This is a genomic window from Undibacterium sp. Ji49W, assembly GCF_049340205.1.
In the GTDB taxonomy this organism is placed as follows: Bacteria; Pseudomonadota; Gammaproteobacteria; order Burkholderiales; family Burkholderiaceae_D; genus Undibacterium.
Window position 1 is genome coordinate 87,737 of sequence record NZ_JBMPOW010000008.1, and the last position, 22,946, is coordinate 110,682.

The window sequence follows — 22,946 nt, forward strand, 5'->3', positions numbered from 1 at the left end:
AGACCCGTGACAAACCATAACCAAATGAGAAAATTTTTCTACAAAGAAGTAATTAATGAATACAAATTCAATATTTTTATGGCAACTTATTGTAATCAATATTGTGGTTAAGAAATCCCGGAAAAAACCTCTTGCCTTCACTTGTACTCACTCAGAAGAGTCATTCAGCGCGCATCATTTATAATCGAGGCTGATTTCCACTTACTTCTCACCTCATTTTCACTTAATCGCCCAATCATGACTGCTCAAATTATCAGCGGAACCCAGCTCTCCCAACAAATACGCGCCGATGTGACCAAGCGCGCAGCGGTACTGACTGCCAAAGGCCATCAACCTGGCCTGGCCGTCATCCTGGTGGGTGAAAACCCCGCCTCCCAGGTCTATGTGCGCAACAAGGTGAAAGCGTGTGAAGACTGTGGTTTTTATTCAGTCATGGAAAAATACGAGGCTGATTTGAGTGAAGAAGCCCTGCTGGCCCATATAGACAGATTGAATAAGGATGCAAAAATCAATGGCATCCTGGTGCAATTGCCCCTGCCAGCGCATATCAATGCCAACAAGGTGATAGAAGCCATTGCTGCCGAGAAGGACGTGGATGGTTTCCATATCAGCAATGCCGGGCTACTGATGACAGGACAACCACTGTTCCGCCCCTGCACACCGTATGGTGTCATGAAGATGCTGGAGTCGATTGATTATCCTGTACGCGGCGCGAATGCGGTCGTGGTCGGTGCTTCCAATATCGTCGGCAAGCCACAGGCCATGCTGCTCTTGCAAGCCGGTGCAACCGTCACCATCTGTAATTCCAAGACCCGGGACCTGGCGGCCCATACCCGCAATGCCGATATTCTGGTAGTTGCGACCGGCAAACGCAATATCGTCACGGCGGACATGATCAAACCTGGCGCCGTCGTTATTGACGTCGGCATGAATCGCGACGATGAAGGTAAATTGTGCGGCGACGTTGATTATCTGCCAAGCAAGGAAGTGGCAGGCTATATTACGCCTGTGCCAGGCGGAGTCGGCCCGATGACCATCACCATGTTGCTGGTCAATACCATAGAAGCTGCTGAGAGAATTTAATATGAGCCAAGATAATCCCCTGCTGGACTTTAGTGATCTGCCACGTTTTGCCGATATCCGGGCCGAGCATGTTGGCCCTGCCATTGCGGCCCTGCTGGAGGAGAATCGTGCCGTTATCGCTGAGCTCGAAAAAAATACTGTCCCGGTCACCTGGGACAACTTTGTCGAACCACTGGAAAACGCTACCGAAAAACTGGGGCGCGCCTGGGGTATCGTTGGCCATTTAAACGCAGTGGTCGATACGCCCGAAATGCGGGCTGCCTACAATGAAAACCAGCCCGCCATTACCGAATTCTGGACTGAACTGGGACAAAACCTGTCTCTGTTCGCCAATTACAAGGCACTGAAAAATGCGCCTGACTTTGGTAATTTGCCGGAAGCAAGGCAAACCATTATCCAGAACGCCCTACGTGATTTTCGCCTGAGTGGTGCAGAACTGCCGGAAGCAGAAAAACAGCGCTATGCCGAAATCCAGGAAGAACAGGCTGCCCTGTCGACAAAATTCTCGGAAAACCTGCTGGATGCGACCAATGATTACGGCTTGTTTATCGAAGATGCAGCCGACCTGAAAGGTTTGCCTGAAGATGTCCTGCAAGCGGCTAAAACGGCCGCAGAAGCCGATGAAAAAACCGGTTATAAATTTACCCTGCATTTCCCTTCGTATTATCCCTTGCTGCAATATGCAGAAAACCGTTCCATCCGCGAAACGATTTATCGTGCCAGCGCGACCAAGGCTTCCGAACTGGGTGCCAAGGCAGAGTGGGACAACAGCAGCATCATGAGTGATCTCTTGCGCTTGCGTAAGGAAGAAGCCGGATTGCTGGGTTATAAGAATTTTGCCGAGGTATCGCTGGTCAGCAAGATGGCAGAATCACCGGCACAGGTCAGCCAGTTCCTTGAAGACCTGGCCAGCCGCGCTCGCCCCTATGCCGAAAAAGACCTGGCCGAACTGCGCGCTTTTGCAGCAGAACAATTGGGTATTGCCGAGTTACAAGCCTGGGATTATGCCTTCGCTTCGGAAAAATTGCGCCAACAGCGTTATGCGTTTTCTGAGCAGGAAGTGAAAGAATACTTCCCCGAACACAAGGTGGTGGATGGTCTGTTCCGCGTCATCCAGACCCTGTTTGCAGTTGAGATCAAAACGGACCAGGCAACCACCTGGCACAAAGACGTCAAATTTTATCGTCTTGAAAGAAATGGCGAACTGATAGGCCAGTTTTATCTGGACCTGTACGCACGCAATGGCAAGCGTGGTGGCGCATGGATGGACGATGCCCGTGGCCGCAGGCTCACCAGTACAGGTATACAAACACCTGTTGCCTATCTGACCTGCAACTTCAGCGCGCCTGTCAGCATCAATGGCGTCAGCAAACCGGCCCTGTTCAGCCATGATGAAGTGATTACCCTGTTCCATGAATTTGGTCATGGCCTGCATCATTTGCTGACCAAGGTGGATGATCTGTCCGTCTCCGGTATTTCCGGCGTGGAATGGGATGCAGTGGAACTGCCTTCACAATTCATGGAAAACTTTTGCTGGGAATGGGATGTGCTGCAACATATGACGGCCCATGTTGATACCGGTGCAAGCTTACCTCGTGCCCTGTTTGACAAGATGATTGCGGCAAAAAATTTCCAGTCCGGCTTGCAAACTTTGCGCCAGGTGGAATTTTCGCTGTTTGACATGCGCCTGCATGATGCCTTTGATCCTCAGGGTAAGCAAACCGTGCAGGACATACTGCAAGTGGTCAGGAGCCAGGTCGCGGTACTGCACCCGCCAGCATTCAATCGCTTCCAGCATTCCTTCAGCCACATTTTCTCGGGTGGGTATGCGGCAGGCTATTACAGCTACAAGTGGGCTGAAGTCTTGTCGGCAGATGCCTATGCCGCATTTGAAGAGCATGCCAAAGAAGCCGGCAGCACCCTGTCGCGCATTGTCGGTGAACGCTTCCAGACTGCCGTACTGGAAGCCGGTGGCTCGCGCCCCGCGCTTGCTTCATTCAAGGCATTTCGCGGACGTGAACCCGTTATCGATGCCCTGTTGCGACATAATGGCATGAGTGCATAATTTTTATCCGGAGAAAACGATGAAATCAAGTAAAACAATCCTTGCCTGCTCCCTGCTACCGGCGCTATTGTCTGCAATGTTTTTCAGTTCGGGTGCGCAGGCGCAAATGTATAAATGGGTCGGTCCGGATGGCAAGGTCACTTACAGTGATCAGCCACCTCCACCAGGGCAAAAAAAGGTGGAAAAGAAAAGCTTTTCCAATGGCCCGGACATGGGTAATCTTCCTCCGGAACTGGCTGCAGTCGTGGCAAAAAATCCCGTAATCCTGTACAGCACGAACAATTGCTCACCTTGCAATGATTCCCGCAAATTTCTGACAAGTAACGGCGTTCCATTTTCTGAAAAAACCATCAGCAATAACGCTGACCTCGACAAGCTCAAGCAGGTCAGTGGTGATACGCAATTGCCGTTCATGATGATTGCCAATGTCAAATTCCAGGGCTTCAATTCTGTAGATTGGAGAAAAGCACTGGACAGTGCTGGTTATCCCGCCACCAGCAAATTACCCAAGGATTATCGCTATCCCGCAGCAGAACCGGCAGCCCCGGTGGTAGCGACTGCCGCCAAAGATGCAGCGGCCCCACCGAAACCGGCGACACCCTTGCCACCACAAAAACCAACACAGGACAATGGCATACGCTTTTAATATCGCATGACACGGATCGATTTTCATAGCAATGTGGCCGACAAGCTGAACTATACTTGCCGGCTGATACGCAAGGCGCATGCGGCCAAAAGCAAAATGGTCGTGTTTCATCACGACCGGGTTTTCCTGCAAAAGCTAAGCATGGCCTTGTGGACCCTGACCGAGGCAGATTTCTTGCCGCATGTGATGCTGACCGACCCTTTGTCATCCTGCACGCCTATCGTGCTCAGTTATGACGACAGGGCAGCCTGTCCGCATTATGATGTGTTGATCAATCTGACCGCAGAAACACCTGCCAATTTCACCCAATTTCAGCGCATGATAGAAGTCATCTCCGCTGAAGATGCCGACAAGCTGGCCGGACGCGAGCGTTACCGGCACTATCAGCAGCAAGGCTATCCACTTACTCACTCAGTGGCAAAATAAAATGAACAATCAAATTGATGCCAGCATCCCGGTACTGACCGAAGTCATACTGCCGGAAGAAATCGCTGCGGTAAAAGAACCTGTAACTGCGCCTGTCGCCCCGGAAACGTCGTCTGTGACCACGAACAATGTGACTGATGACCGCAGTGAAGAAGACTGGCAGGCACTGGAGCAGACCTTGCATGAAAACGTCTTGCGTCAGGTACTGGCACGCATCGATTTCGTACTCGAACACAGAGTAAGAGACAGTCTGGCGGATGTACTGCAAATTGCTGTCGAGAATCTGGCTGGTGAAATACGCACGGGATTGCATAAAACCCTGGAAGAAGTCATCACCCGCGCCATCACTCAGGAAATTAGCAAGGTAAAGTCCTCAAAATAATCAAAAATTCTCAAATTATTTTTATTTTTAAACACAAAACTCAATTTCGCTTTCAAAAATAAAAATCAACGCATCGCTTTTGATTACCCGGAAAAGCAAAGTATTTCTACAATCTCCTTAATCGATCAGATCAGTTTCAGATCACTTAAGGAGATTTCCGCAATGAAAGTCATCGTTCTTGGTTCCGGCATTATTGGCACGTCCTCGGCCTGGTTCCTGAAAAAACAGGGGCATGAGGTCATCGTCATAGATCGCCAGCCTGGCCCTGCACAGGAAACCAGTTTCGCCAACGGTTGCCAGATTTCGGTATCGCATGCGGAACCCTGGGCTAATCCATCAGCCCCGATGAAAGTACTGAAGTGGCTGGGCAAGGAGGATGCGCCGCTATTGTTCCGTCCGCGCGCCGAATTGCTGCAATGGTTATGGGGCCTGAATTTTTTGCGCGAATGCACGCCAGCCCGCACGGCTAACAATATCCGGCAAATTGTCGCCATTTCTGAATACAGCCGGCAAACCCTGCGCGCCCTGCGTGCAGAAACCGGCATACAGTATGATTGCCTGACCAAAGGCATACTGCACTTCTATACCGATCAGAAAGAATTCGATAGCTCCCTGCCTGCTGCCAGGCTGATGCGTGATCTGGGTTGTCCGCGTGACTCCATATCCGCTGACGAAGTCGTCAAACGAGAACCGGCGCTGGCTGGCATACGCGACAAGATCGTCGGTGGTGACTATACCGAAACCGATGAATCAGGCGACGTCTATCAATTCACCACCGGTCTGGCAGACAGGGCCAGGGCAGCCGGTGTACAATTTCAGTTCAACACCACCATCACTCGCCTGCTGTCTGAAGGTAGGGGTGCTGCCGCCAAAATCACAGGCGTGGAAATCATCGATGCCGCGGGCCGCCACAGTGTGCTAAAGGCTGATGCCTTCGTCATGGCCATGGGCAGTCATTCGCAGGCCTTACTGAAACCTTTGGGCATTTCGCTGATGATTTATCCGGGCAAAGGCTATTCCGCCACCTATCGCATAACCCGGCCTGAACTGGCACCGACAGTATCACTCACGGATGACGGATACAAACTGGTGGTATCGCGTCTGGGTGATCGCCTGCGGGTAGCTGGCACCTGTGAAATCAACGGTTATGACCGCGACCTGAACACGGCCCGTTGCGAAGCCATCACCCGTCGCACGCGTGAACTGTTCCCGGATGCCTGCGATTATGAAAATCCCGTGTACTGGACAGGCTTGCGTCCGCTGACGCCATCGAATGTCCCCTACATAGGCAAAACCCGGTTCGATAACCTCTTCCTCAATACTGGTCACGGTACGCTGGGCTGGACCATGGGAGCAGGATCTGGCCGCGCCATTGCCGACATCGTCTCCGGCCTGACACCTGAAGTCGATTTTGCCTTTACCGGCATTGCCCGCAGCCAACAAAAAAGCCAGTTGCAGCCAGCCTGATTTCCTTCAGCCTGAACGCTTGTCTACACAAAACCGGGCGATTGTAGAGAAATAGCAGAGATATAGCAGAGACATAGCAAAGCCCCGAATTCCGCTTCCCCCTCACGCAAGTTGCGTTTCAGCATCACAAGATGCGGCAACTTGCGTTCTTTTGTCATCCATAACCCTGCCAGCCGCGTTTTTAGAGTAAATTATTTACCTGTGCGCACGGGCAGCTCAGCTGCCTTCTCGTCAAATGCAATACGGGTAGTGAATTTGGCTCTCTTCATGGGGAAACGCGAGTGGAAATGACGGACATTGCCCGACCCCGAAATTGCGCGCCGCACAAACTGGTAATAAGCGTCCATATCGATCACATGCACAACCAGGAAATAATCATACTCCCCAGACACAAAATAACACTGCATGACTTCGGCTTCCTTATTCATGCGGGCTTCAAATTCACGCATGAATTCATCGGCCTGATTTGTCAGCGACACTTCCAGAAAGGCCAGCATGCCATAGCCCAGCGCAAAGCTGTCGACCATTGCCACCTCGGCGCTGATGACCCCGGCTTCACGCAGTTCGCGGATACGCCGCAGGCAGGTCGGCTGCGAAATATGCAGCTTGTCGGCAAGGACTCTGGTGGGGGTTTGATTGTCTTTCTGGAGCAGGTTCAGGAGCTTGCGATCCAGCTTGTCAAGGGTGCGATATTGGGGCATATAAAAAACGTCAGTTTGGAGAAAAAACCACACAAAATAGCTTTGCGAAATATTTTTTCTGTTGTACCTTCTTGCTGTTCAGTTATCTGAATAAGTCAGAGATGCAGTGTTGTTATCCTACTTTTTTTATTCCTTAGGAGTATGTTCATGTCGTTCAAAACTAAAATGATTCCACTGGCTGGCGCAATTGCATTCGCTTTCGCTGGTGCTGCGGCAGCTCAAGATCTGGTTGTTAAAATTGGTCACGTTGGTCCGATCTCCGGCGCGATCGCCCACTTGGGTAAAGATAATGAAAACGGCGCCAAAATGGCGATCGAAGAACTGAACGCCAAAGGTGTCATGATCGGCGGCAAAAAAGCAAAATTCGAACTGCTGGCTGAAGATGATGCAGGCGATCCAAAACAAGGCACAACCGTAGCACAAAAACTGGTTGATGCGAAAGTAAATGGCGTTATCGGTCACTTGAACTCTGGTACTACCATCCCTGCTTCCAGCATCTACAATGCTGCTGGTATCGTTCAGATTTCCCCATCTGCAACCAATCCAAAATACACACAACAAGGTTTTAAAGGCGCATTCCGCGTAGTTGCGAATGACGGCCAGTTGGGTGGCACACTGGGCCGTTTCGCGGTTCAGATCAACAAAGCGAAAAAAGTCGCTGTCATCGATGACAAAACAGCCTACGGTGAAGGCGTTGCTGCTGAATTTATCAAAGGCGCCAAAGGCAAGGGTGCTGAAATCGTTGTTCAGGAACATACAACTGACAAATCCACAGATTTCAACGCGATTCTGACCACAATCAAAGCGAAAAAACCTGACGTCATCTTCTTTGGCGGTATGGATGCAGTTGCCGGTCCTATGCTGCGTCAGATGAAAGCACTGGGCATTACTGCCAAGTTCATGGGCGGTGATGGTATCTGTACGACAGATCTGACCAAACTGGCTGGCGATGCAATCGGCGAAGGCCAGGTTGTCTGCGCTGAAGCAGGCGGTGTTCTGGAAGCACAGAAGAAAGTCAATGATGACTGGAAAGCTGCTTACAAGAAGAAATTTGGTATCGACGTACAGATCTACGCACCATATGTTTATGATGCAGTCATGACGATGGTTGATGCGATGGTACAGGCCAAATCTGCTGAACCAGCAAAATACCTGCCATTCCTGGCTAAAATCAAGCACAAAGGTGTGACAGGCGATATCGCATTTGATGCCAAAGGCGACATCAAAGACGGTACTCTGACTTTGTACACATACAAAGGCGGCGCTCGTGAATTGCTGCAAGTTGTGAAGTAATATTACTTCCTTCTGCAAAAAAACAGCCAGCGCAAGCTGGCTGTTCTTTTTCTGCCGCCAAAATTCGTCACACATAAAAAAACCAGAGTAGAACCTCTGGTTTTTTATATTACCGGCTAGCCTGTCTGCATTGCCTTGTTTTACTTATCAATAAGATAATTTACTATCATACAGGCCGCAAGCCCGATCACTTCGTGTTTAAAATCCATTTGACCAGGGTCTTTGCTTCGGCTTCAGTAACCTGTGCATTGGCAGGCATCGGAACTGCGCCCCAGACGCCACTGCCACCCTTCAAGACCTTTTGTACCAGCTTGGCTTCGGCTGTCTTGTCGCCAGCGTACTTCTTGGCCACATCCTTGTAGGCAGGACCAACAACCTTCGCATCAACCGAATGGCACGCCATGCAGTTTTTTGACTTTGCCAAATCCATATTTGCCATTGCTGAACCAGAAGCCATGACTGCCAACACCGAACCTACCAACAAAGAATATTTCATTGCTCTCTCCAGGTTAAAAACTATCTACCATTTTACCGCTTTTTCCCACATCTAACGTTTAGTGTGAAGCAAAGGTTGACCTGAAGCAGATTCAGCGTTGAAAGGTATAATGAATCTGTCACAGTTACAGTGCAGTCAACGTTCAGGACAGGGACTTTTCTGTTCAGGTAAGATAGGATGCCTTGTTTGCGCCGATTCTGCACCAGTCCCATACAAAAAGGAAGTTAGCCATGTTTGCCATCATTGTCCTGTTTTTGCTGCTGGTATTGAAACTCGCAGAGATATCCATTTTTGCCAGCATGTCCTGGTGGTGGATAGTCGGCGGTGCTTTCGCTGCTTTTCTATGGTTCGAGATCTTTGAACGTTTATTCGGGCTGGACAAGCGCAAGGACCATGCACATTATGAGAAAATCCAGAAAGAGCGGGTAAAACGCGCTTTCGAGAAAAAAACCGGCAGACGCTGATCAGATCAGCAAAACAGGCCGGTAGCTGCAATACGGCTGAAATCCGCCTGAAACACTCCATGCCGATACCCGAAACAAGACACCTCGAATTGCGTCAGTTGCGTTATTTTCTTGCTGTTGCCGAAGAAATGCATTTTGGCAAAGCGGCAACCCGACTGCACATGACCCAGCCGCCGCTGTCCCAGGCGATACAGGCACTGGAAAGCATACTGGGCGCGGACTTGTTCATCCGCAATACCCGCAATATTGCCCTGTCTTCTGCCGGAATAGCGCTATTGCCGGAAGCCAGGAGGCTATTACAGCAGGCCCAGGCCTTACCCCAATTGGTACAACTGGCTGCCAGCGGTGCCAGCGGTCAGTTGTCACTGGCCTTTGTGTCCATTGCCGACTACAGCATATTGCCGCCCGCGCTGCGTGAATTCCGCCAGCAGCATCAGGCTGTACACATAGACTTGCGTGAAGCGACCACAGATGTGCAACTGGATGCGCTGGAAAAAGCCGAAATCGATGCCGGCTTCCTGATTCCCCCCATCCCTGAAAAGCTGCAACATGTGCTGAGTTACCAAAAAGTATTATCCGAACCGTTAATGCTGGCGGTGCCAGAAAGCTTTGCCCAGGGACGCCACAGCATGGGACTGGCAGAATGCGAAAACATGCCGTTGATCCTGTTTCCAAGAAAAATTGCCCCGGCATTGCACGATGCCATACTGGGATGCTTTCATGGTGTTGGCCTGACGCCAGAGATTGGCCAGGAGGCGATACAGATGCAGACCATCGTTGGCCTGGTATCGGCTGGCATGGGAATCGCACTTGTGCCACAATCCGTGTCGAACCTGCAACGCCCCGGTGTTCTGTACTTTGATTTGCCGGACAGCACGGCGGTGGTGGAAATTGGCCTGGCCTGGCGCAAGAACAATCACTCAGCAGTACTTGGTGCCTTTGTGCATCTGTTTAACCAATAATTAGCAATAATTACCAATAATTGACCAATAATTGCAATAATCGAACTTCATGCTCATTCATCCCAATCCTGACCCCATTGCATTTTCCTTAGGCCCGGTTTCTGTTCACTGGTACGGCATCATGTATCTGGTGGCATTTGTCCAGTTCATCATCCTTGGCCGTGTCAGGCTGCGACAGCCCCATATTGCGGCCAAAGGCTGGACCCGCGAACATATCGACGACATGCTGTTTTTCGGGGTATTGGGGGTCATCATAGGCGGACGCCTGGGCGAAGTCCTGTTTTATGGTTTCTCTTACTATATGTCCCACCCGCTGGAAATTTTCGCGGTATGGAAAGGTGGCATGTCTTTCCATGGTGGTTTTCTGGGTGTGCTGGTCGCGATGTATTTATGGGCACGCAAGGCTAAATTCCACTTGGCTGATGTGTACGATTTTATTGCGCCGCTGGTGCCGCTGGGTTATGCCGCGGGCCGCCTGGGCAATTTCATCAATCATGAATTGCCGGGCCGTGTGGCCTCTGCTGACCTGCCATGGGCCATGATGTGGCCAGGCATTAATTACCCCGTTCACCCTTCGCCGATATACCAGGCACTGGTAGATGGTCTGCTGGTGTTCATCATCCTGTGGCTGTTTGCCATGCGGGCCAGGCCGCGTCTGGCAGTAGGCGCGCTGTACGTGACCTTGTATGGCTGCACACGCTTTTTTACCGAATACTTCCGCACACCGGACTACGAAGTTGATTTGCTTGGATTCACGATATCGGCAGGACAGATGCTGTCGCTGCCCATGATACTGGGCGGCTTGTTACTGCTGTTTTTTTCCTACAGATTTGCTGCGAGACCGGCACGCAAGTCCTGACCGGAAGCCGGCGAAAAACAAATGAGGGATGGAGGAATGAGTGCAGAGGATCGTATCCTGTGCACTCATCTTTTCAAGCGGATTGAAGTTTCAGAAAATTCTGCTTGACGACAGCGCCAGATATCTTTTACATTAAGCATATGAACTTTCTTACCTACACATCTGATGCGCACACCGCGACTACTGGCAAGCTCTTGCCAGCGGTACAGATGCCTATGTCGGTAACACTATCTCTACTATCCGCACTATCCGGCGCGCTACTATAAGCTCCATTAGCTTCGCTTTTCTGTCGTACCTCCAGCTTCACATCCACAGTTTATTCAGCAGTACCTTTAGCGATCCTGTACGCAGGAAAAAAACAGCATGACACATTTGATCAACTCAGCAAAGATTTCTGCCGGTGACCAATTCACCCTGACGGCGATCGTCCCTGCTGTCTGCATGCTGCGCCTGGCTGCGCTACGACTACTGATCGGTTAACTGGCCTCGTATTTTTCGTGGCAGCCGGTTAGCCTGAAGCCACTTTTTCCATTGCAATTCAAACAGACATCAGCGCATCGCTGAGGCACTGTGCTGTCCTTTACAAAAGAGAACAAGATGATCATCGACCCAAGTAAAAAATATCAGCCCTTCCCTACCGTTGATCTGGCAGACAGGCAGTGGCCCAGCCGCCGCATACAACAGGCACCCATCTGGATGAGTACCGATTTGCGTGATGGCAATCAGGCCCTGATCGAACCCATGGATGCGGCAAAAAAACTGCGCTTCTTTGAAATGCTGGTGAAGGTAGGTTTGAAGGAAATTGAAGTCGCCTTCCCATCAGCTTCGGAAACTGATTTTGCCTTTGTGCGAAAGCTGATAGAAGAACAGCGCATCCCGGCCGATGTCACCATCGAAGTATTGACACAGTCACGTGAAGACCTGATACGTCGCACCGTTGATTCGGTGCGGGGTGCAAAGCGCGCCATCGTGCATTTATACAATCCCATTGCACCAGCTTTCCGGCGTATCGTGTTTGGCAAATCGCGGGAAGAAATCAAACAGATTGCCATCGATGGCACCCGCCTCATCAAACAACTGACAGACAGTATGCCGGAAACGGAATGGGTATTTGAATATTCCCCCGAAACCTTCAGCATGGCAGAACTGGATTTTTCAAAGGAAGTCTGCGACGCAGTGGCCGCGATCTGGGGTCCTACACCTGAACGCAAGATGATCATCAACTTGCCAACCACGGTCGAATGCGCGACACCGAATGTGTATGCAGACCAGATTGAATGGATGCACCGGCATCTGGCACAGCGCGATGCCATTATTCTGAGTGTCCATCCGCACAATGACAGGGGCACTGCCGTTGCCTCTGCCGAACTGGCGGTGATGGCGGGTGCTGACCGTGTCGAAGGCTGCCTGTTCGGTAATGGTGAACGCACCGGCAATGTCGATCTGGTGACGCTGGCCCTGAATCTGTACACCCAGGGCATACATCCTGGACTGGATTTTTCTGACATCGACAGCGTGCGTCAGTGCGTCGAAGAGTGCAATCAGTTGCCGGTCCATCCACGTCATCCGTATGTAGGTGATCTGGTGTTTACCGCATTTTCAGGTTCACACCAGGATGCCATCAAGAAGGGCTTCGCCCAGCAAAGCGCCGATGGCATCTGGGAAGTTCCGTATTTGCCGGTAGATCCGGCCGACCTTGGTCGCAACTACGATGCGGTGATACGCGTCAACAGCCAGTCAGGCAAAGGCGGCATGGCATTTTTGCTGGAACAGGAATATGGCATCAGTCTGCCACGCCGTCTGCAGATTGAGTTCAGCCGGGTAGTACAGGCCTTTGCCGATCAAAGCGGCAAAGAAATGCAGGCACAACAGATACACCAGATTTTCAGCGACACCTATCTGCATCCGGCAAACCCTTTAAGTTATCAGGCACATCATGCAAACCCTGTCCCGCATCACGGGACCTCGCCATCTGATTCTGCACAGATATCCCTGTGTCTGGATTTGCTGCACCAGGAACAGCCACAAGCTGCGCGCGGTACAGGTCATGGTATTTCAGATGCACAGATACAGGCTTTTCAGGCTATCGGTTTTAACATCAATATCATGGACAGGAGCGAGCAACAGGTCACGCGCCATGGCAAACAGCAATCGGTCTGCATCATTGAAGCGCGTATCAATGACGGTAGCAGCCAGCACGGTGCTGCCATCGCTGACGATGCAACGACGGCCAGCATCAAGGCCATCATCAGTGCCATCAACCGGCATGCGCTGGCAACTTCCGGTACGGAACTGGACATGCTGGCGGCCTGAACTGGAATAACAGCGATTTGATGCGGTGTGAGTTGCTATTGGTTGCTATTGGTCGTTCTTGAACACACTGGCCAGCAACATCACACTGCGCTCGATCTCAGCCACATCCAGTGCAGCAAAACCCAGTAACAAACCTGAGGGATGGCTGGCAGTCCTGCCAGCCTGACCGGGTATGCCGACATAATGCGACAAGCCGCGCAACTCCAGACCGAGCGCCAGTCCAGCCTGGATGATACGTTCTTCATCACGGTTTTTTTTGAAATACACGGCAAGATCCAAACCACCATCTTGTGCGCCACATTCCAGTTCATCATCCAGTACGCGGCGCAGGCAGTTGACCAGGCAGGCCTGACGTTCCGCATAGATTTTGCGCGTGCGTTTGATATGCCTGCCAAAATGGCCTTCAGCAATAAAATCTGCCAATACCATTTGCGGCATAACGGCAGTATGTTTATCAATCACTGATTTGCCCTGTATCAGCGGCTCACGCAGTGTCTCCGGCAAGACCATATAACCAAGACGCAGGCCTGGAAACAATACCTTGGACAGGGTGCCTACATAAATCACGCATTGCCGGGTATCCAGGCTTTGCAGGGATGCCAGTGGCGAACTGCCGAAACGGTATTCACTATCGTAGTCGTCTTCCACTATCCAGGCTGCATTCTGTTGCGCCCATTCCAGCAAGGCCATGCGTCTTTGCAAACTCATGGTCATGCCCAGAGGCATCTGGTGCGAGGGCGTGACAAAGACCAGTTTCGCGTCGGGAAAATGGCCGGCGGCATAAGCGATATCCATGCCTTCTGTATCTACCGGCACCAGGCACATCTGCGCCTGTGCTGCATGTAAAGCGGCGGTGGTACCGCGATAACAGGGTGACTCTACCCAGGCCTGCTCACCCACATCCAGCAACATGGTACTGAGCAGGTAAAGCGCCTGTTGTGAGCCTGATGTGATCAGTATTTGCTCCGGCGTGCAATTGACGCCGCGTGCTGCTTTGAGATATACCGCCAGTAATTCACGCAAGGGGCGGTAGCCCGCAGGGTCACCGTAACCGAGCTGCCCTTTGTGGTGACGGCAATGCCGCGCTTCCAGCCGCGCCCATACATCAAAAGGAAACAGGCCCAGGTCCGGCATGCTGACGCGGAAAGCGCGCACCGGCCCTTCATGGAAACGGGTACTGCCACGTGGATCAATATACCGGCTGCCACGTCGCGAAACACCCCGCTGTTCTTGAGCCACCACACTGTCAGTCATCTGAACATCCCTGGATTTGCGTGTCTGCACCTGTGCGGGCAAGTCTTCATTGACAAAGGTACCCTGCCCGACGCTGCCACGCAGATACCCTTCCGCCAGCAATTGGTCATAGGCATTCAGCACGGTTTGCCGGGAGATATCAAGGGCCAGACAGAATTCACGGCTGGGCGGCAACTGCATGCCCGGCAGCATCTGGCCACCGAGTATGGCTTTTCTGATTTCGCCATATAGCTGTCTGTACAGCGGCAAACTATGCTGCCTGTCCAGAGTGATACTGGCCATTAATGGCGATACATGCATGGGTCAAGGCTCACTCAAGAAATTGGTATTCTTATTTTACTTAAAATTGGCACTTTTAAATAACCAATATAAAAATTAAGATAAAAACCAATTTCTTCCAGACGGAGTAACAAATGCATCAATACCAGGCAAAAATTAACTGGGAACGTGGTCAGCAGGTATTCACTGATAATAAATACAGCCGTGCCCACCAGTGGGAATTTGATGGTGGACTGACAGTGCCGGCTTCATCTTCCCCCTTATCTGTGCCGCTGCCCATGTCAGAAGCAGGTAACGTCGATCCGGAAGAAGCGTTGGTCGCGGCGCTGGCGTCCTGCCATATGCTGTTTTATCTGTCCTTCGTGGCACAGCGTGGTTATGTACTCGATCAGTATCAGGATCTGGCGGTCGGCATCATGGATAAAAATGCACAAGGCAAACGAGCCATCACCCGTATCCATTTACGCCCGCATGAAAGCTATACCGGAGCACAGCAACCCGGCTTACAGGAACGCGAGGAACTGCATCATATGGCGCATGAGCAATGCTATATCGCCAATTCCATTCACGCAGAAGTTATCATAGAAATCGAATAATCATGTATTTGCCAGATCATTTTTCCGAACAACGCCTGGATGTATTGCACGCCCTGATACAGGCCCATCCTCTGGCCGCCATGGTCACGCACAATGAGGATGGCCTGGATGCCAATCACCTGCCTTTTCTGGTGACACCACCGACGGCAGATGCCCCGTATGGCATCTTGCGTGGCCACGTTGCCCGCAATAATCCGGTATGGCAAAGTGCGGCTAGCGGCAAAGAACTGCTGGTGATTTTCCAGGGAGCGCATGCCTATATCAGTCCACGCTGGTATGCAGAAAAAAAACGTACTGGTGCGGTTGTGCCTACCTATAACTATGCGGTCGTGCATGCACACGGCCCCATGCGCATCGTCGAAGACAGGCAGCAATTCCTGGCCTTGCTGACAGAGCTCAGCGCACATTTCGAACACAAGCTGGATCAACCCTGGCAGGTCAGCGATGCACCGGCAGAGTACATAGACCGGATGATGGACATGATCGTTGGTATAGAAATCCCCATACGGCGCCTCTGTGGCAAATGGAAGACCAGCCAGAACAAAACCACAGAGGACCGCATAACGATAGCGAGCGGCTTGCGTGAAACCGGTAATACGGAAGTGCAGGACATGGCAACGGTCATGGAACAGCAATTATTTATTTAAAGACTTTGAGAAAATATCGTATGCAAGAAAACATCGTTGTCAGACTCGTCAAAAAAGAAGACTTTGCCGCCTGGTCTGTCCTGTGGGATGGCTATAACCGTTTCTATGAACGCACTGGCCCGAATGCATTGCCGGATGCTGTCACGCAGATGACCTGGTCGCGGTTTTTTGATGGCTATGAGCCAGTACACGCACTGGTGGCAGAGCAGGACGGGCAATTGCTGGGGCTGGCCCATTACCTGTTCCACAGAACTACCAGCCGCATCGAAGCCAGTTGCTATCTGAACGATCTGTTCACGCTACCGGAGGCACGCGGCAAGGGGGTGGGACGGGCACTGATCCAGGCGGTCTATGAACAGGCAAACCTGGCCGGTAGCACCGTGGTGTACTGGCAAACCCATGAGACCAATGCAACTGCCCAGCAACTCTATAATCAGGTAGCTGATCGCTCTGGCTTCATTGTCTATCGCAAAAGCCTGGTTTAATCTGCAACATAGGCCAGCCATTTTTGCCGGGGTGCTGCATAAAGTTTCTTTAAAATAGCTGAACTTTGCCCAAGTAAAAGCATCTACATTTCCTGATTCAATACCTATATACAGGAAATATTATGTCCCGCACCCTGATTTCCCTCGCACTGGCTGGTTTGTTTGCCAATGCAGGCATGGCTACCGCCTTTGCTGACAATGCTGCGCCCACGACAGCAGCAAGTCATAAACCGGCTTCCGGCATTGATCTGCAATGGATAGATAAAAGCGTACGACCACAGGATGATTTTTTTCAGTTCATGTCAGGCAAATGGCTGGCAACAGCAGAAATCCCGGCAGACCGTAGTCGCTTTGGTTCTTTTGACCAGTTGCGCGAACTGTCTGAGCAAAGGTCTTACGACATCATCCAGACGCTGGCCAAAGATGGCAAACTGACTGCCGGTTCAAATCAACAAAAAATTGCTGATTTATACAATAGCTTCATGGATGAAGCACGTGCCAATGCGCTGGATATCAAACCCTTGCAAACAGAATTTGCGCGCATCGATGCATTAAATGACAAGAGCAAACTGCCTGCCCTGATGGCGCACCTGAGCAAGCTGGGCATCAACCTGCCCGTGGCAGCCGGTATCAGTCCGGATGCACGCGATTCCAGTCGTTATGCCGTGTATCTGAGCCAGAATGGCCTGACCATGCCAGACCGTGATTATTACCTCAAGGATGACGATGCCAAGCTCAAGGGTTTTCGTGATGCCTATCTGAAGCATCTGGAAAAAATGCTGGGCATGAGCGGCCAGGCGAATCCAGAAAAAAGTGCTGCAACCATCCTCGCTCTGGAAACAGAGATCGCCAGGATACAGTGGACCAAGGTCGCCAATCGCGATCCAGTCAAAACCTACAACAAGAACGATCTGAAGCAACTGGCGCAACTGGTACCGGGCTTTGACTGGAAAGCCTACTTCGCGGCAAATGACATGGCAGACAAGGTCGACTATGTGATCGTGCGTCAGCCTGATTTTTTCAGCGGACTGGCAAAAATAATCGACACGACGTCACTGGATACCTGGAAAACCTATTTGAAGTGGCAAGTCCTGAATGCGTATGCGCCTTTCCTCAGTCAACGTTTTGTCGACCAGGACTTTGAGTTCACTCACAAGACCTTGCGTGGCGTGCCTGCCAATCAGGTGCGCTGGAAAGGCGGCGTTGCCCGCGTAGAAGAGGCGATGTCGGATGCGCTGGGACAATTGTATGTGGAAAAATACTTCCCGCCAGAAAATAAGGCACGTATGCAGGCACTGGTGAATAACCTGTTGCAGGCGTATAAGCAAAGCATAGAAACCCTGAGCTGGATGAGCCCTGAAACCAAGAAGGAAGCACTGGCAAAGCTGGCCAAGTTCAATCCCAAGATTGCTTACACCGACCAGTGGCGCGATTACAGCAAGCTCACGATCGCCAAAGATGACCTGGTCGGCAATGTCATGCGCGGGCGTGAGCATGAATACCAGCGGCAGTTGAGCAAACTGGGCAAACCGGTCAGTCGCAAGGAATGGAATATGAGTCCGCAGACGGTCAATGCCTATTACAACCCACGCCTGAACGAGATTGTGTTCCCGGCAGCGATATTGCAAGCACCATTCTTTAATCCGGCGGCGGATGATGCGGTCAACTATGGCGGTATCGGTGCGGTGATTGGGCATGAAATCAGCCATGGCTTTGATGACTCCGGCAGCCAGTCTGATGGCGATGGCAATTTGCGCGACTGGTGGACCAAAGAAGACAAGGCCAACTTCGGCAAACTGACGACCGCCATGATTGCCCAGTACAACGCCTATAGCCCGCTGCCAGGCTACTATGTGAATGGTGCCTTGACCCTGGGTGAAAATATCGCAGATAACTCTGGCCTGTCGATTGCCTACAAGGCTTATCAGATTTCCCTGGGTGGTAAGGCTGCACCAGTGATCGATGGCTTTACCGGCAACCAACGTGTGTTCATGGGCTGGGCGCAGGTATGGCGCGGCAAGTCACGCGATGGGGAATCCATCCTCAGGATCAATACCGACCCACACTCACCTTTTGCCTTCCGTGGCAATGGCCCATTGACGAACCTGCCTGCATTCTATTCCGCCTTCGGTGTCAAGGAAGGTGACAAGATGTACATAGCGCCAGACAAGCGCATCACGATCTGGTAAATCCAGCCCCCCACTATTTTCCATACTGTCATGTCTGATGCAAAACCTGCCTGTATCAGACATGACTCATTACCCCTTTCTCAAAAAAGCGGATTACCCGACTTTTACTGACAAAGCTTCCAGAAGATGCCGCCATTCGCGCGCAAAGGCAGAGAAGCTTGTCATTTTTTAAGCAAGCCGTATCAAGTTTGTTATTGTTACAACGACTGAGCCATCCACCTGTGGCAAAATACACGCTGAAATCCTTAATTTTTGAAAGTCCATTTATGAGTTTTGTGCGCCGTATCCAACAAGATCAGTATGATGTTTATGACAACGACGACGTGCATGCTCGTTTACACTTTTTTAAACACCTGCAAACCATCACGAATGCCATCCATTCGACCAGCAATATTGAACAGATCATGCTCGATATGTCGCAAAGTATTTGTGAGTTGTTTGAGTGCGAACGGCTGACCCTGTATTCGGTCAATTACAGAAAAAATGCGATTGAATCCAAGGTCAAGACCGGTCTCAGTTCCTTCAAGGACTTTGCCCTACCGATATCGGAAAAGAGTGTTGCCGGTTACGTAGCCATGACCAAGCAAACCATCAACCTGGTTAATGTTTACGACGAAGCCGAGTTGAAAACCCATTCGCCAAAACTGGAATTCTTGCGCCGGGTGGATCAACGCACCGGTTTCCGCACCAAGCAAATGATGGTCGGCCCGCTGGTGCATGAGCAAAGCAATGAATTGCTGGGTGTGCTGCAGTTGATCAATAACCGCAATGACTGTCAGTTCCCACAATTGCTGGAAGAAGGTTTCCGCTATCTGCGCAATACCCTGGCGGTGGCATTTGCCCAGCGCCTGATGTCACCGCAGGTGATCCATACCAAGTTTGACAGCCTGATCAAATCTTCCATCCTGTCGATTCCCGAACTGGGCCTGGCCGCCCGTGCTGCGCGCCGCAAGGGCATGGATGTGGAAGAGATACTGGTCGATGAATTCGAGGTCAAGCCCGCCGATATCGGCCAGTCACTGGCTACTTATTTTGAATGCGAGTATCAGCCCTATAAGGCAGACCGGGTGCGTCCTGATGCGCTGCGAAACTTCAAACGTGCCTATGTTGAAGACCATCACTGGATCGTCCTGGAAGAAAACGCCGACAGCCTGGTCATCATGACCACTGATCCGGAACGGGTGATGGCATCACGCATCGTACATAGCCTGTTCCCGATTGCAAAGATACAGTATTGCGTGACCACCCAACGCGAATTCAAACAGACTGTCGATCAATTCTTTGGTGAGAACGAGAACACAATCACCAACATCGAAGCAGCGAATCAGGATGCCATCGAAACCGTGACAGCTGCCGAAACGGCCTTGCTGGCGCAGGTCAGGGAAACCATCGCCGATGCCTTTGGCAAGAACCATCCTGAATTCCAGATCGATGTGCGTTCGCGCGAAGACAAAACCGTCAGCCGCATGCACAAGGACGGCTCGGTACAACGCATCGCCGGGCAGGTGATTGTTGATTTTCATGTCGATTTTCTGGATACCGGCATGAGCGCATCTGCCTGAGTGCGTCACAGCACATTCGATTACTGCCCACTTTCTCCAAAGCGGGCCAGGTCTGGCCGCTGTCTGGCGATGATTTGCCAGACCAGCCGGGATTCGGCATAAGCGCGCTTGCCTTGCAATGTGGCTGCATACAATACCCATTCTTCAACCGCAGCCTGCTGATCTGGCCGTAAGTCAGTCAATGCTGCGGCTTCGGATTTGCTGGCCAGTCTGAATTCGGCGCGTGATAGCTGGGTTTTGCCATCCCTGGCAGAGACATAGCTAACCTGCCAGCGATAGGTTCTGCCTTCTTCCAGTCGTATATTGTCGGGCAATTGCCAGTTATTTTCTTTCAGCTTGTGCCTGACAATGGGCTTTTCGTCTGTGAGTTTTTCATCCACGGCCTGGATGCTGATGTCAAATTCAGCCGCTTCGGCCGCCATCCAGCTGAATACAGGTCGATCACCCAGCAACAGGCTATTATTTTCTGGTGCAGTGATGGCGATACGTGGCGGTAACTGACGCATGCGTACTGCGCCGGCAATCACATTACTGGTTTCTGCTGCGCGTACCAGTTTTTCTGCCATGGGCCTGACCACGGCTTTTTGTCCTTGTAGGCTGACGACGCCCTCTTTTTCTATGCTGACCTGTGCCGGACCGGTCACCTGGTATACCGACCTGGTGGCATACAGCGACAGCGAAACCCTGGAACCTGCATCGACCGTGATCTGCATTTTGGGCTGTAGATAAGCCAGCAATTGCAGCTTGCTGCTGGTGCCATTCACTTCCATCCTGCCATTGCCCTGCACATCCAGCACCATGCCCAATGCAGTATCGGCATGCGCAGTCCTTACTATCAAGCTGAGCAACATACAGGCCAGCAGGGCGAAAGCATGTGCCACGCCAGCCGGCCGACGTAAGGTGAATACGGATATCATGGATTTGCCTGTTTCTTTAAAAGATTGGTGGTGGTTTCTTGCGGCAATTGCCAGCCAAAAACCGCCATGGCTGAACGACCTTTGAGATGCTTTTCACCCAGGGACACAAAAGTAACCAGGTCCAGCAATTTGTCGGCCACGGTGTCGGAACATACCACGGGATAACCAACATCCTTGCACAGGCCTTCTATCCGGGCTGCGGTATTCACAGTGTCACCAATGGCGGTATATTCGTGCCTTTCGGCAGAGCCAACCTGGCCGATAACGGCATCGCCGCTATGCAGGCCTATGCCTATAGCCAATGGTGGCTTGCCTTCCTGCTGCAATTCAGTATTCAGGTCCGCCAGTGCATACAGCATGTCACGCGCCGCATCGAAGGCACTTTGTTCGGGGCTGGGCAAGGTATTCGGGGCACCGAAAAATGCCATCATGCCGTCGCCGATAAACTTGTCTATGGTGCCACCATGTTCATGCACGGCCTTGCTCATCACCGCAAAATAACGGTTGAGCAGGCTGACCACTTCCTCTGCCTGGGCATGTTCGCAAAGAGTAGTAAAACCGCGGATGTCTGAAAACAGTACGCAGACCGGCAAGCGACGGCTATGGGTATAGTTGTGTTCACGTCCTGCGACAATTTCATCCATCACAGCCGGGCTGACCCGGCCTGAAAATGCCTTGCTCAAACGCTGTTTGTCGATGAAATGACGCCAGCCCTGATAAGCACTACTGGAACCCAGCGCCAGCAACCCAGTCAGCAAAATAGCAGTTGGTGGCAGCCACACATCATATTGCATGGCAATGGTGCTGGCAGCCAGCAAAGTGGTCACGGCCAGCACGAACAACGCCACTTTCCAGCGTACCGAGCGACCGAACCAGAACAACACGAAAACACAGCAAAGCGTGAACAAGACTTCATGGCTGCTCGGCTTCAGCATGCGCTGGTTCATGATACTTCGCAGCAGTTGTGCATGCGCCAGCACACCAGGATTGGGGACACCATCCGGCAGCCAGGACGCCAGTGACACGGGTAAATCTACCAGATCAGTCGCTTCCATGGTCGCGCCCAATAACACGATACGGCCTTCAAAGCGGCGTTTCAATTCACCGATATTGCCCTTGTCTGATAAGTGCAGCACGTCTTGCAGAGGGATATAGTCAAAACGCGGACCAAGGCGGTAGTTGATCAGACCCGACCAGTCTTGCCTGACGCCGGCAGCAGCTGCGACTTCTGTTGCCAGGCCACTGGCACCACCATCTGGCTGACACTGTTTTCCAGGGAAACGGCGTATGCGCTGATCGCTGTCTCGGCAAAATTCTGCCGACGCCACCGGCTGGAAGCGTGCATTCTGCATGCCCAGCACAGCTGCGTAATCGACCTGGATATTGATAAAATGCCGGCGCTGCGTATCCCAGACCTTGGCCGCCACCACAGGCGTCCCCTGTATGGTTTCCAGCATGCCGGACAGCAGGGCCTTATGAAAATCGGCATCGGCCTTGCGGGTAGAGACCAGGGTATCGTAGCGTTTTTCTGGCAGGCTGACATCCATGCCGACCGCTTTGGCACCAGCCAGGTTCATGGTTTTCAGGAATTCGGCCAGGTACACATGGTTCAACACCAGTGGTTCATCGACTTCATCCAGAAACGCTTCATTGATGCCGACGATGACGGGTTCATGCTCTACCGTCTGTGGTGAATACTCACGCGCCAGCCAAAACTGGATATCCAGCAGCTTGTTATCCATCGCCTGTGTCCCAGACCAGTTGAGCAACAACGCAGCAAAGCCGCACAGCAGCACAGGCACCCACCAGCCTGGCCCGGGGCGAAAGCGTGTGAAAACAGGATGGGATGTCATGGCTGGC

The 22,946-nt window shown here is 51.7% G+C and carries 21 protein-coding genes; 16 read left to right on the plus strand and 5 right to left on the minus strand.

The annotated features are described in order from the left end of the window. The first annotated feature begins 237 nt into the window (after positions 1–237). From folD to ACO0LK_RS11685, 6 genes are all read left to right on the plus strand, one after another. On the plus strand, positions 238–1,083 hold the full coding sequence (folD, locus tag ACO0LK_RS11660; RefSeq protein WP_422975189.1) for a bifunctional methylenetetrahydrofolate dehydrogenase/methenyltetrahydrofolate cyclohydrolase FolD: 846 nt from the start codon (positions 238–240) through the stop codon (positions 1,081–1,083). 1 nt (position 1,084) lies between these two features. Continuing rightward, positions 1,085–3,148 carry a M3 family metallopeptidase gene (locus tag ACO0LK_RS11665; protein WP_422975191.1) on the plus strand — a complete coding sequence of 688 codons (2,064 nt, stop codon included), beginning with the start codon at positions 1,085–1,087 and terminating at the stop codon, positions 3,146–3,148. 19 nt (positions 3,149–3,167) lie between these two features. After that, on the plus strand, positions 3,168–3,794 hold the full coding sequence (locus ACO0LK_RS11670; RefSeq protein WP_422975193.1) for a glutaredoxin family protein: 627 nt from the start codon (positions 3,168–3,170) through the stop codon (positions 3,792–3,794). 6 nt (positions 3,795–3,800) lie between these two features. Then, positions 3,801–4,220: a DNA polymerase III subunit chi gene (locus ACO0LK_RS11675; protein ID WP_422975195.1), complete on the plus strand. Its 420-nt coding sequence runs from the start codon at positions 3,801–3,803 to the stop codon at positions 4,218–4,220. Position 4,221: 1 nt separating this feature from the next. Beyond that, positions 4,222–4,602, plus strand: a complete 381-nt coding sequence (locus ACO0LK_RS11680; RefSeq protein ID WP_422975197.1) for a hypothetical protein — start codon at positions 4,222–4,224, stop codon at positions 4,600–4,602. Positions 4,603–4,764: 162 nt separating this feature from the next. Continuing rightward, positions 4,765–6,069, plus strand: a complete 1,305-nt coding sequence (locus tag ACO0LK_RS11685; RefSeq protein WP_422975199.1) for a D-amino acid dehydrogenase — start codon at positions 4,765–4,767, stop codon at positions 6,067–6,069. Positions 6,070–6,260: 191 nt separating this feature from the next. On the opposite strand, the gene ACO0LK_RS11690 is transcribed toward ACO0LK_RS11685, so the two are convergent. Continuing rightward, entirely contained in the window at positions 6,261–6,770 is a 510-nt protein-coding gene (locus ACO0LK_RS11690; RefSeq protein ID WP_422975201.1) for an Lrp/AsnC family transcriptional regulator, read from the minus strand. A gap of 147 nt (positions 6,771–6,917) precedes the next feature. Between ACO0LK_RS11690 and ACO0LK_RS11695 the strand changes: the two genes are divergently transcribed. Then, on the plus strand, positions 6,918–8,063 hold the full coding sequence (locus tag ACO0LK_RS11695; RefSeq protein ID WP_422975203.1) for a branched-chain amino acid ABC transporter substrate-binding protein: 1,146 nt from the start codon (positions 6,918–6,920) through the stop codon (positions 8,061–8,063). A gap of 187 nt (positions 8,064–8,250) precedes the next feature. Here ACO0LK_RS11695 and ACO0LK_RS11700 read toward each other — a convergent pair whose 3' ends face one another. Then, complete coding sequence (locus tag ACO0LK_RS11700; RefSeq protein WP_422975205.1) at positions 8,251–8,559, minus strand: c-type cytochrome; 309 nt, start codon at positions 8,557–8,559, stop codon at positions 8,251–8,253. Positions 8,560–8,789: 230 nt separating this feature from the next. On the opposite strand from ACO0LK_RS11700, the gene ACO0LK_RS11705 reads away from it, so the two are divergent. The 4 genes from ACO0LK_RS11705 (at position 8,790) to leuA (ending at position 13,157) form a co-directional block, all read left to right on the plus strand. Then, positions 8,790–9,023 (plus strand): TIGR04438 family Trp-rich protein, encoded by a 234-nt coding sequence (locus ACO0LK_RS11705; RefSeq protein ID WP_422975207.1) that lies wholly within the window; start codon positions 8,790–8,792, stop codon positions 9,021–9,023. Between the two features lie 59 nt (positions 9,024–9,082). After that, positions 9,083–9,985 (plus strand): LysR family transcriptional regulator, encoded by a 903-nt coding sequence (locus ACO0LK_RS11710; RefSeq protein WP_422975209.1) that lies wholly within the window; start codon positions 9,083–9,085, stop codon positions 9,983–9,985. Positions 9,986–10,034: 49 nt separating this feature from the next. Continuing rightward, positions 10,035–10,844 carry a prolipoprotein diacylglyceryl transferase gene (gene lgt, locus ACO0LK_RS11715; protein WP_422975211.1) on the plus strand — a complete coding sequence of 270 codons (810 nt, stop codon included), beginning with the start codon at positions 10,035–10,037 and terminating at the stop codon, positions 10,842–10,844. 597 nt (positions 10,845–11,441) lie between these two features. Next, the gene (gene leuA / locus ACO0LK_RS11720; RefSeq protein ID WP_422975213.1) at positions 11,442–13,157 is read left to right on the plus strand and encodes a 2-isopropylmalate synthase; all 1,716 of its coding nucleotides are present in this window, start codon (positions 11,442–11,444) and stop codon (positions 13,155–13,157) included. A gap of 45 nt (positions 13,158–13,202) precedes the next feature. Here the strand turns inward: leuA and ACO0LK_RS11725 are convergent, their stop codons facing one another. Continuing rightward, positions 13,203–14,711 carry a PLP-dependent aminotransferase family protein gene (locus ACO0LK_RS11725; protein ID WP_422975215.1) on the minus strand — a complete coding sequence of 503 codons (1,509 nt, stop codon included), beginning with the start codon at positions 14,709–14,711 and terminating at the stop codon, positions 13,203–13,205. Positions 14,712–14,824: 113 nt separating this feature from the next. Here ACO0LK_RS11725 and ACO0LK_RS11730 point away from each other — a divergent pair, with 113 nt between their 5' ends. The 5 genes from ACO0LK_RS11730 (at position 14,825) to ACO0LK_RS11750 (ending at position 20,169) form a co-directional block, all read left to right on the plus strand. Next, complete coding sequence (locus ACO0LK_RS11730) at positions 14,825–15,286, plus strand: OsmC family protein (RefSeq protein WP_422975217.1); 462 nt, start codon at positions 14,825–14,827, stop codon at positions 15,284–15,286. Positions 15,287–15,288: 2 nt separating this feature from the next. Further along, positions 15,289–15,933, plus strand: coding sequence for an FMN-binding negative transcriptional regulator (locus ACO0LK_RS11735; protein ID WP_422975219.1), 645 nt, complete (start codon positions 15,289–15,291; stop codon positions 15,931–15,933). Positions 15,934–15,953: 20 nt separating this feature from the next. Next, positions 15,954–16,418, plus strand: coding sequence for a GNAT family N-acetyltransferase (locus ACO0LK_RS11740; RefSeq protein WP_422975221.1), 465 nt, complete (start codon positions 15,954–15,956; stop codon positions 16,416–16,418). 122 nt (positions 16,419–16,540) lie between these two features. Beyond that, positions 16,541–18,607, plus strand: coding sequence for a M13 family metallopeptidase (locus ACO0LK_RS11745; RefSeq protein ID WP_422975223.1), 2,067 nt, complete (start codon positions 16,541–16,543; stop codon positions 18,605–18,607). Positions 18,608–18,873: 266 nt separating this feature from the next. Further along, positions 18,874–20,169 (plus strand): GAF domain-containing protein, encoded by a 1,296-nt coding sequence (locus tag ACO0LK_RS11750; RefSeq protein ID WP_422975225.1) that lies wholly within the window; start codon positions 18,874–18,876, stop codon positions 20,167–20,169. 20 nt (positions 20,170–20,189) lie between these two features. Here ACO0LK_RS11750 and ACO0LK_RS11755 read toward each other — a convergent pair whose 3' ends face one another. Together ACO0LK_RS11755 and ACO0LK_RS11760 are read right to left on the minus strand one after the other, a co-directional pair. Beyond that, a complete protein-coding gene (locus ACO0LK_RS11755; RefSeq protein WP_422975227.1) occupies positions 20,190–21,086 on the minus strand; it encodes a hypothetical protein in 897 nt (298 codons plus the stop codon). Further along, the gene (locus ACO0LK_RS11760; protein WP_422975229.1) at positions 21,083–22,939 is read right to left on the minus strand and encodes a CHASE2 domain-containing protein; all 1,857 of its coding nucleotides are present in this window, start codon (positions 22,937–22,939) and stop codon (positions 21,083–21,085) included. The genes ACO0LK_RS11755 and ACO0LK_RS11760 overlap by 4 nt, the downstream gene beginning before the upstream one ends. Between the last annotated feature and the right edge of the window lie 7 nt (positions 22,940–22,946).

Excerpts from the sequence above, each read along its gene's own strand:
- ACO0LK_RS11690 (WP_422975201.1), bottom strand. The coding sequence starts at position 6,770 with ATGCCCCAATATCGCACCCTTGACAAGCTGGATCGCAAGCTCCTGAAC.
- ACO0LK_RS11700 (WP_422975205.1), bottom strand. The coding sequence starts at position 8,559 with ATGAAATATTCTTTGTTGGTAGGTTCGGTGTTGGCAGTCATGGCTTCT.
- ACO0LK_RS11730 (WP_422975217.1), top strand. The coding sequence starts at position 14,825 with ATGCATCAATACCAGGCAAAAATTAACTGGGAACGTGGTCAGCAGGTA.
- folD (WP_422975189.1), top strand. The coding sequence starts at position 238 with ATGACTGCTCAAATTATCAGCGGAACCCAGCTCTCCCAACAAATACGC.
- ACO0LK_RS11710 (WP_422975209.1), top strand. The coding sequence starts at position 9,083 with ATGCCGATACCCGAAACAAGACACCTCGAATTGCGTCAGTTGCGTTAT.
- ACO0LK_RS11760 (WP_422975229.1), bottom strand. The coding sequence starts at position 22,939 with ATGACATCCCATCCTGTTTTCACACGCTTTCGCCCCGGGCCAGGCTGG.
- ACO0LK_RS11670 (WP_422975193.1), top strand. The coding sequence starts at position 3,168 with ATGAAATCAAGTAAAACAATCCTTGCCTGCTCCCTGCTACCGGCGCTA.
- ACO0LK_RS11725 (WP_422975215.1), bottom strand. The coding sequence starts at position 14,711 with ATGCATGTATCGCCATTAATGGCCAGTATCACTCTGGACAGGCAGCAT.
- ACO0LK_RS11685 (WP_422975199.1), top strand. The coding sequence starts at position 4,765 with ATGAAAGTCATCGTTCTTGGTTCCGGCATTATTGGCACGTCCTCGGCC.
- ACO0LK_RS11695 (WP_422975203.1), top strand. The coding sequence starts at position 6,918 with ATGTCGTTCAAAACTAAAATGATTCCACTGGCTGGCGCAATTGCATTC.
- lgt (WP_422975211.1), top strand. The coding sequence starts at position 10,035 with ATGCTCATTCATCCCAATCCTGACCCCATTGCATTTTCCTTAGGCCCG.
- ACO0LK_RS11680 (WP_422975197.1), top strand. The coding sequence starts at position 4,222 with ATGAACAATCAAATTGATGCCAGCATCCCGGTACTGACCGAAGTCATA.
- ACO0LK_RS11675 (WP_422975195.1), top strand. The coding sequence starts at position 3,801 with ATGACACGGATCGATTTTCATAGCAATGTGGCCGACAAGCTGAACTAT.
- ACO0LK_RS11705 (WP_422975207.1), top strand. The coding sequence starts at position 8,790 with ATGTTTGCCATCATTGTCCTGTTTTTGCTGCTGGTATTGAAACTCGCA.
- ACO0LK_RS11735 (WP_422975219.1), top strand. The coding sequence starts at position 15,289 with ATGTATTTGCCAGATCATTTTTCCGAACAACGCCTGGATGTATTGCAC.
- ACO0LK_RS11740 (WP_422975221.1), top strand. The coding sequence starts at position 15,954 with ATGCAAGAAAACATCGTTGTCAGACTCGTCAAAAAAGAAGACTTTGCC.
- leuA (WP_422975213.1), top strand. The coding sequence starts at position 11,442 with ATGATCATCGACCCAAGTAAAAAATATCAGCCCTTCCCTACCGTTGAT.
- ACO0LK_RS11750 (WP_422975225.1), top strand. The coding sequence starts at position 18,874 with ATGAGTTTTGTGCGCCGTATCCAACAAGATCAGTATGATGTTTATGAC.
- ACO0LK_RS11665 (WP_422975191.1), top strand. The coding sequence starts at position 1,085 with ATGAGCCAAGATAATCCCCTGCTGGACTTTAGTGATCTGCCACGTTTT.
- ACO0LK_RS11745 (WP_422975223.1), top strand. The coding sequence starts at position 16,541 with ATGTCCCGCACCCTGATTTCCCTCGCACTGGCTGGTTTGTTTGCCAAT.
- ACO0LK_RS11755 (WP_422975227.1), bottom strand. The coding sequence starts at position 21,086 with ATGATATCCGTATTCACCTTACGTCGGCCGGCTGGCGTGGCACATGCT.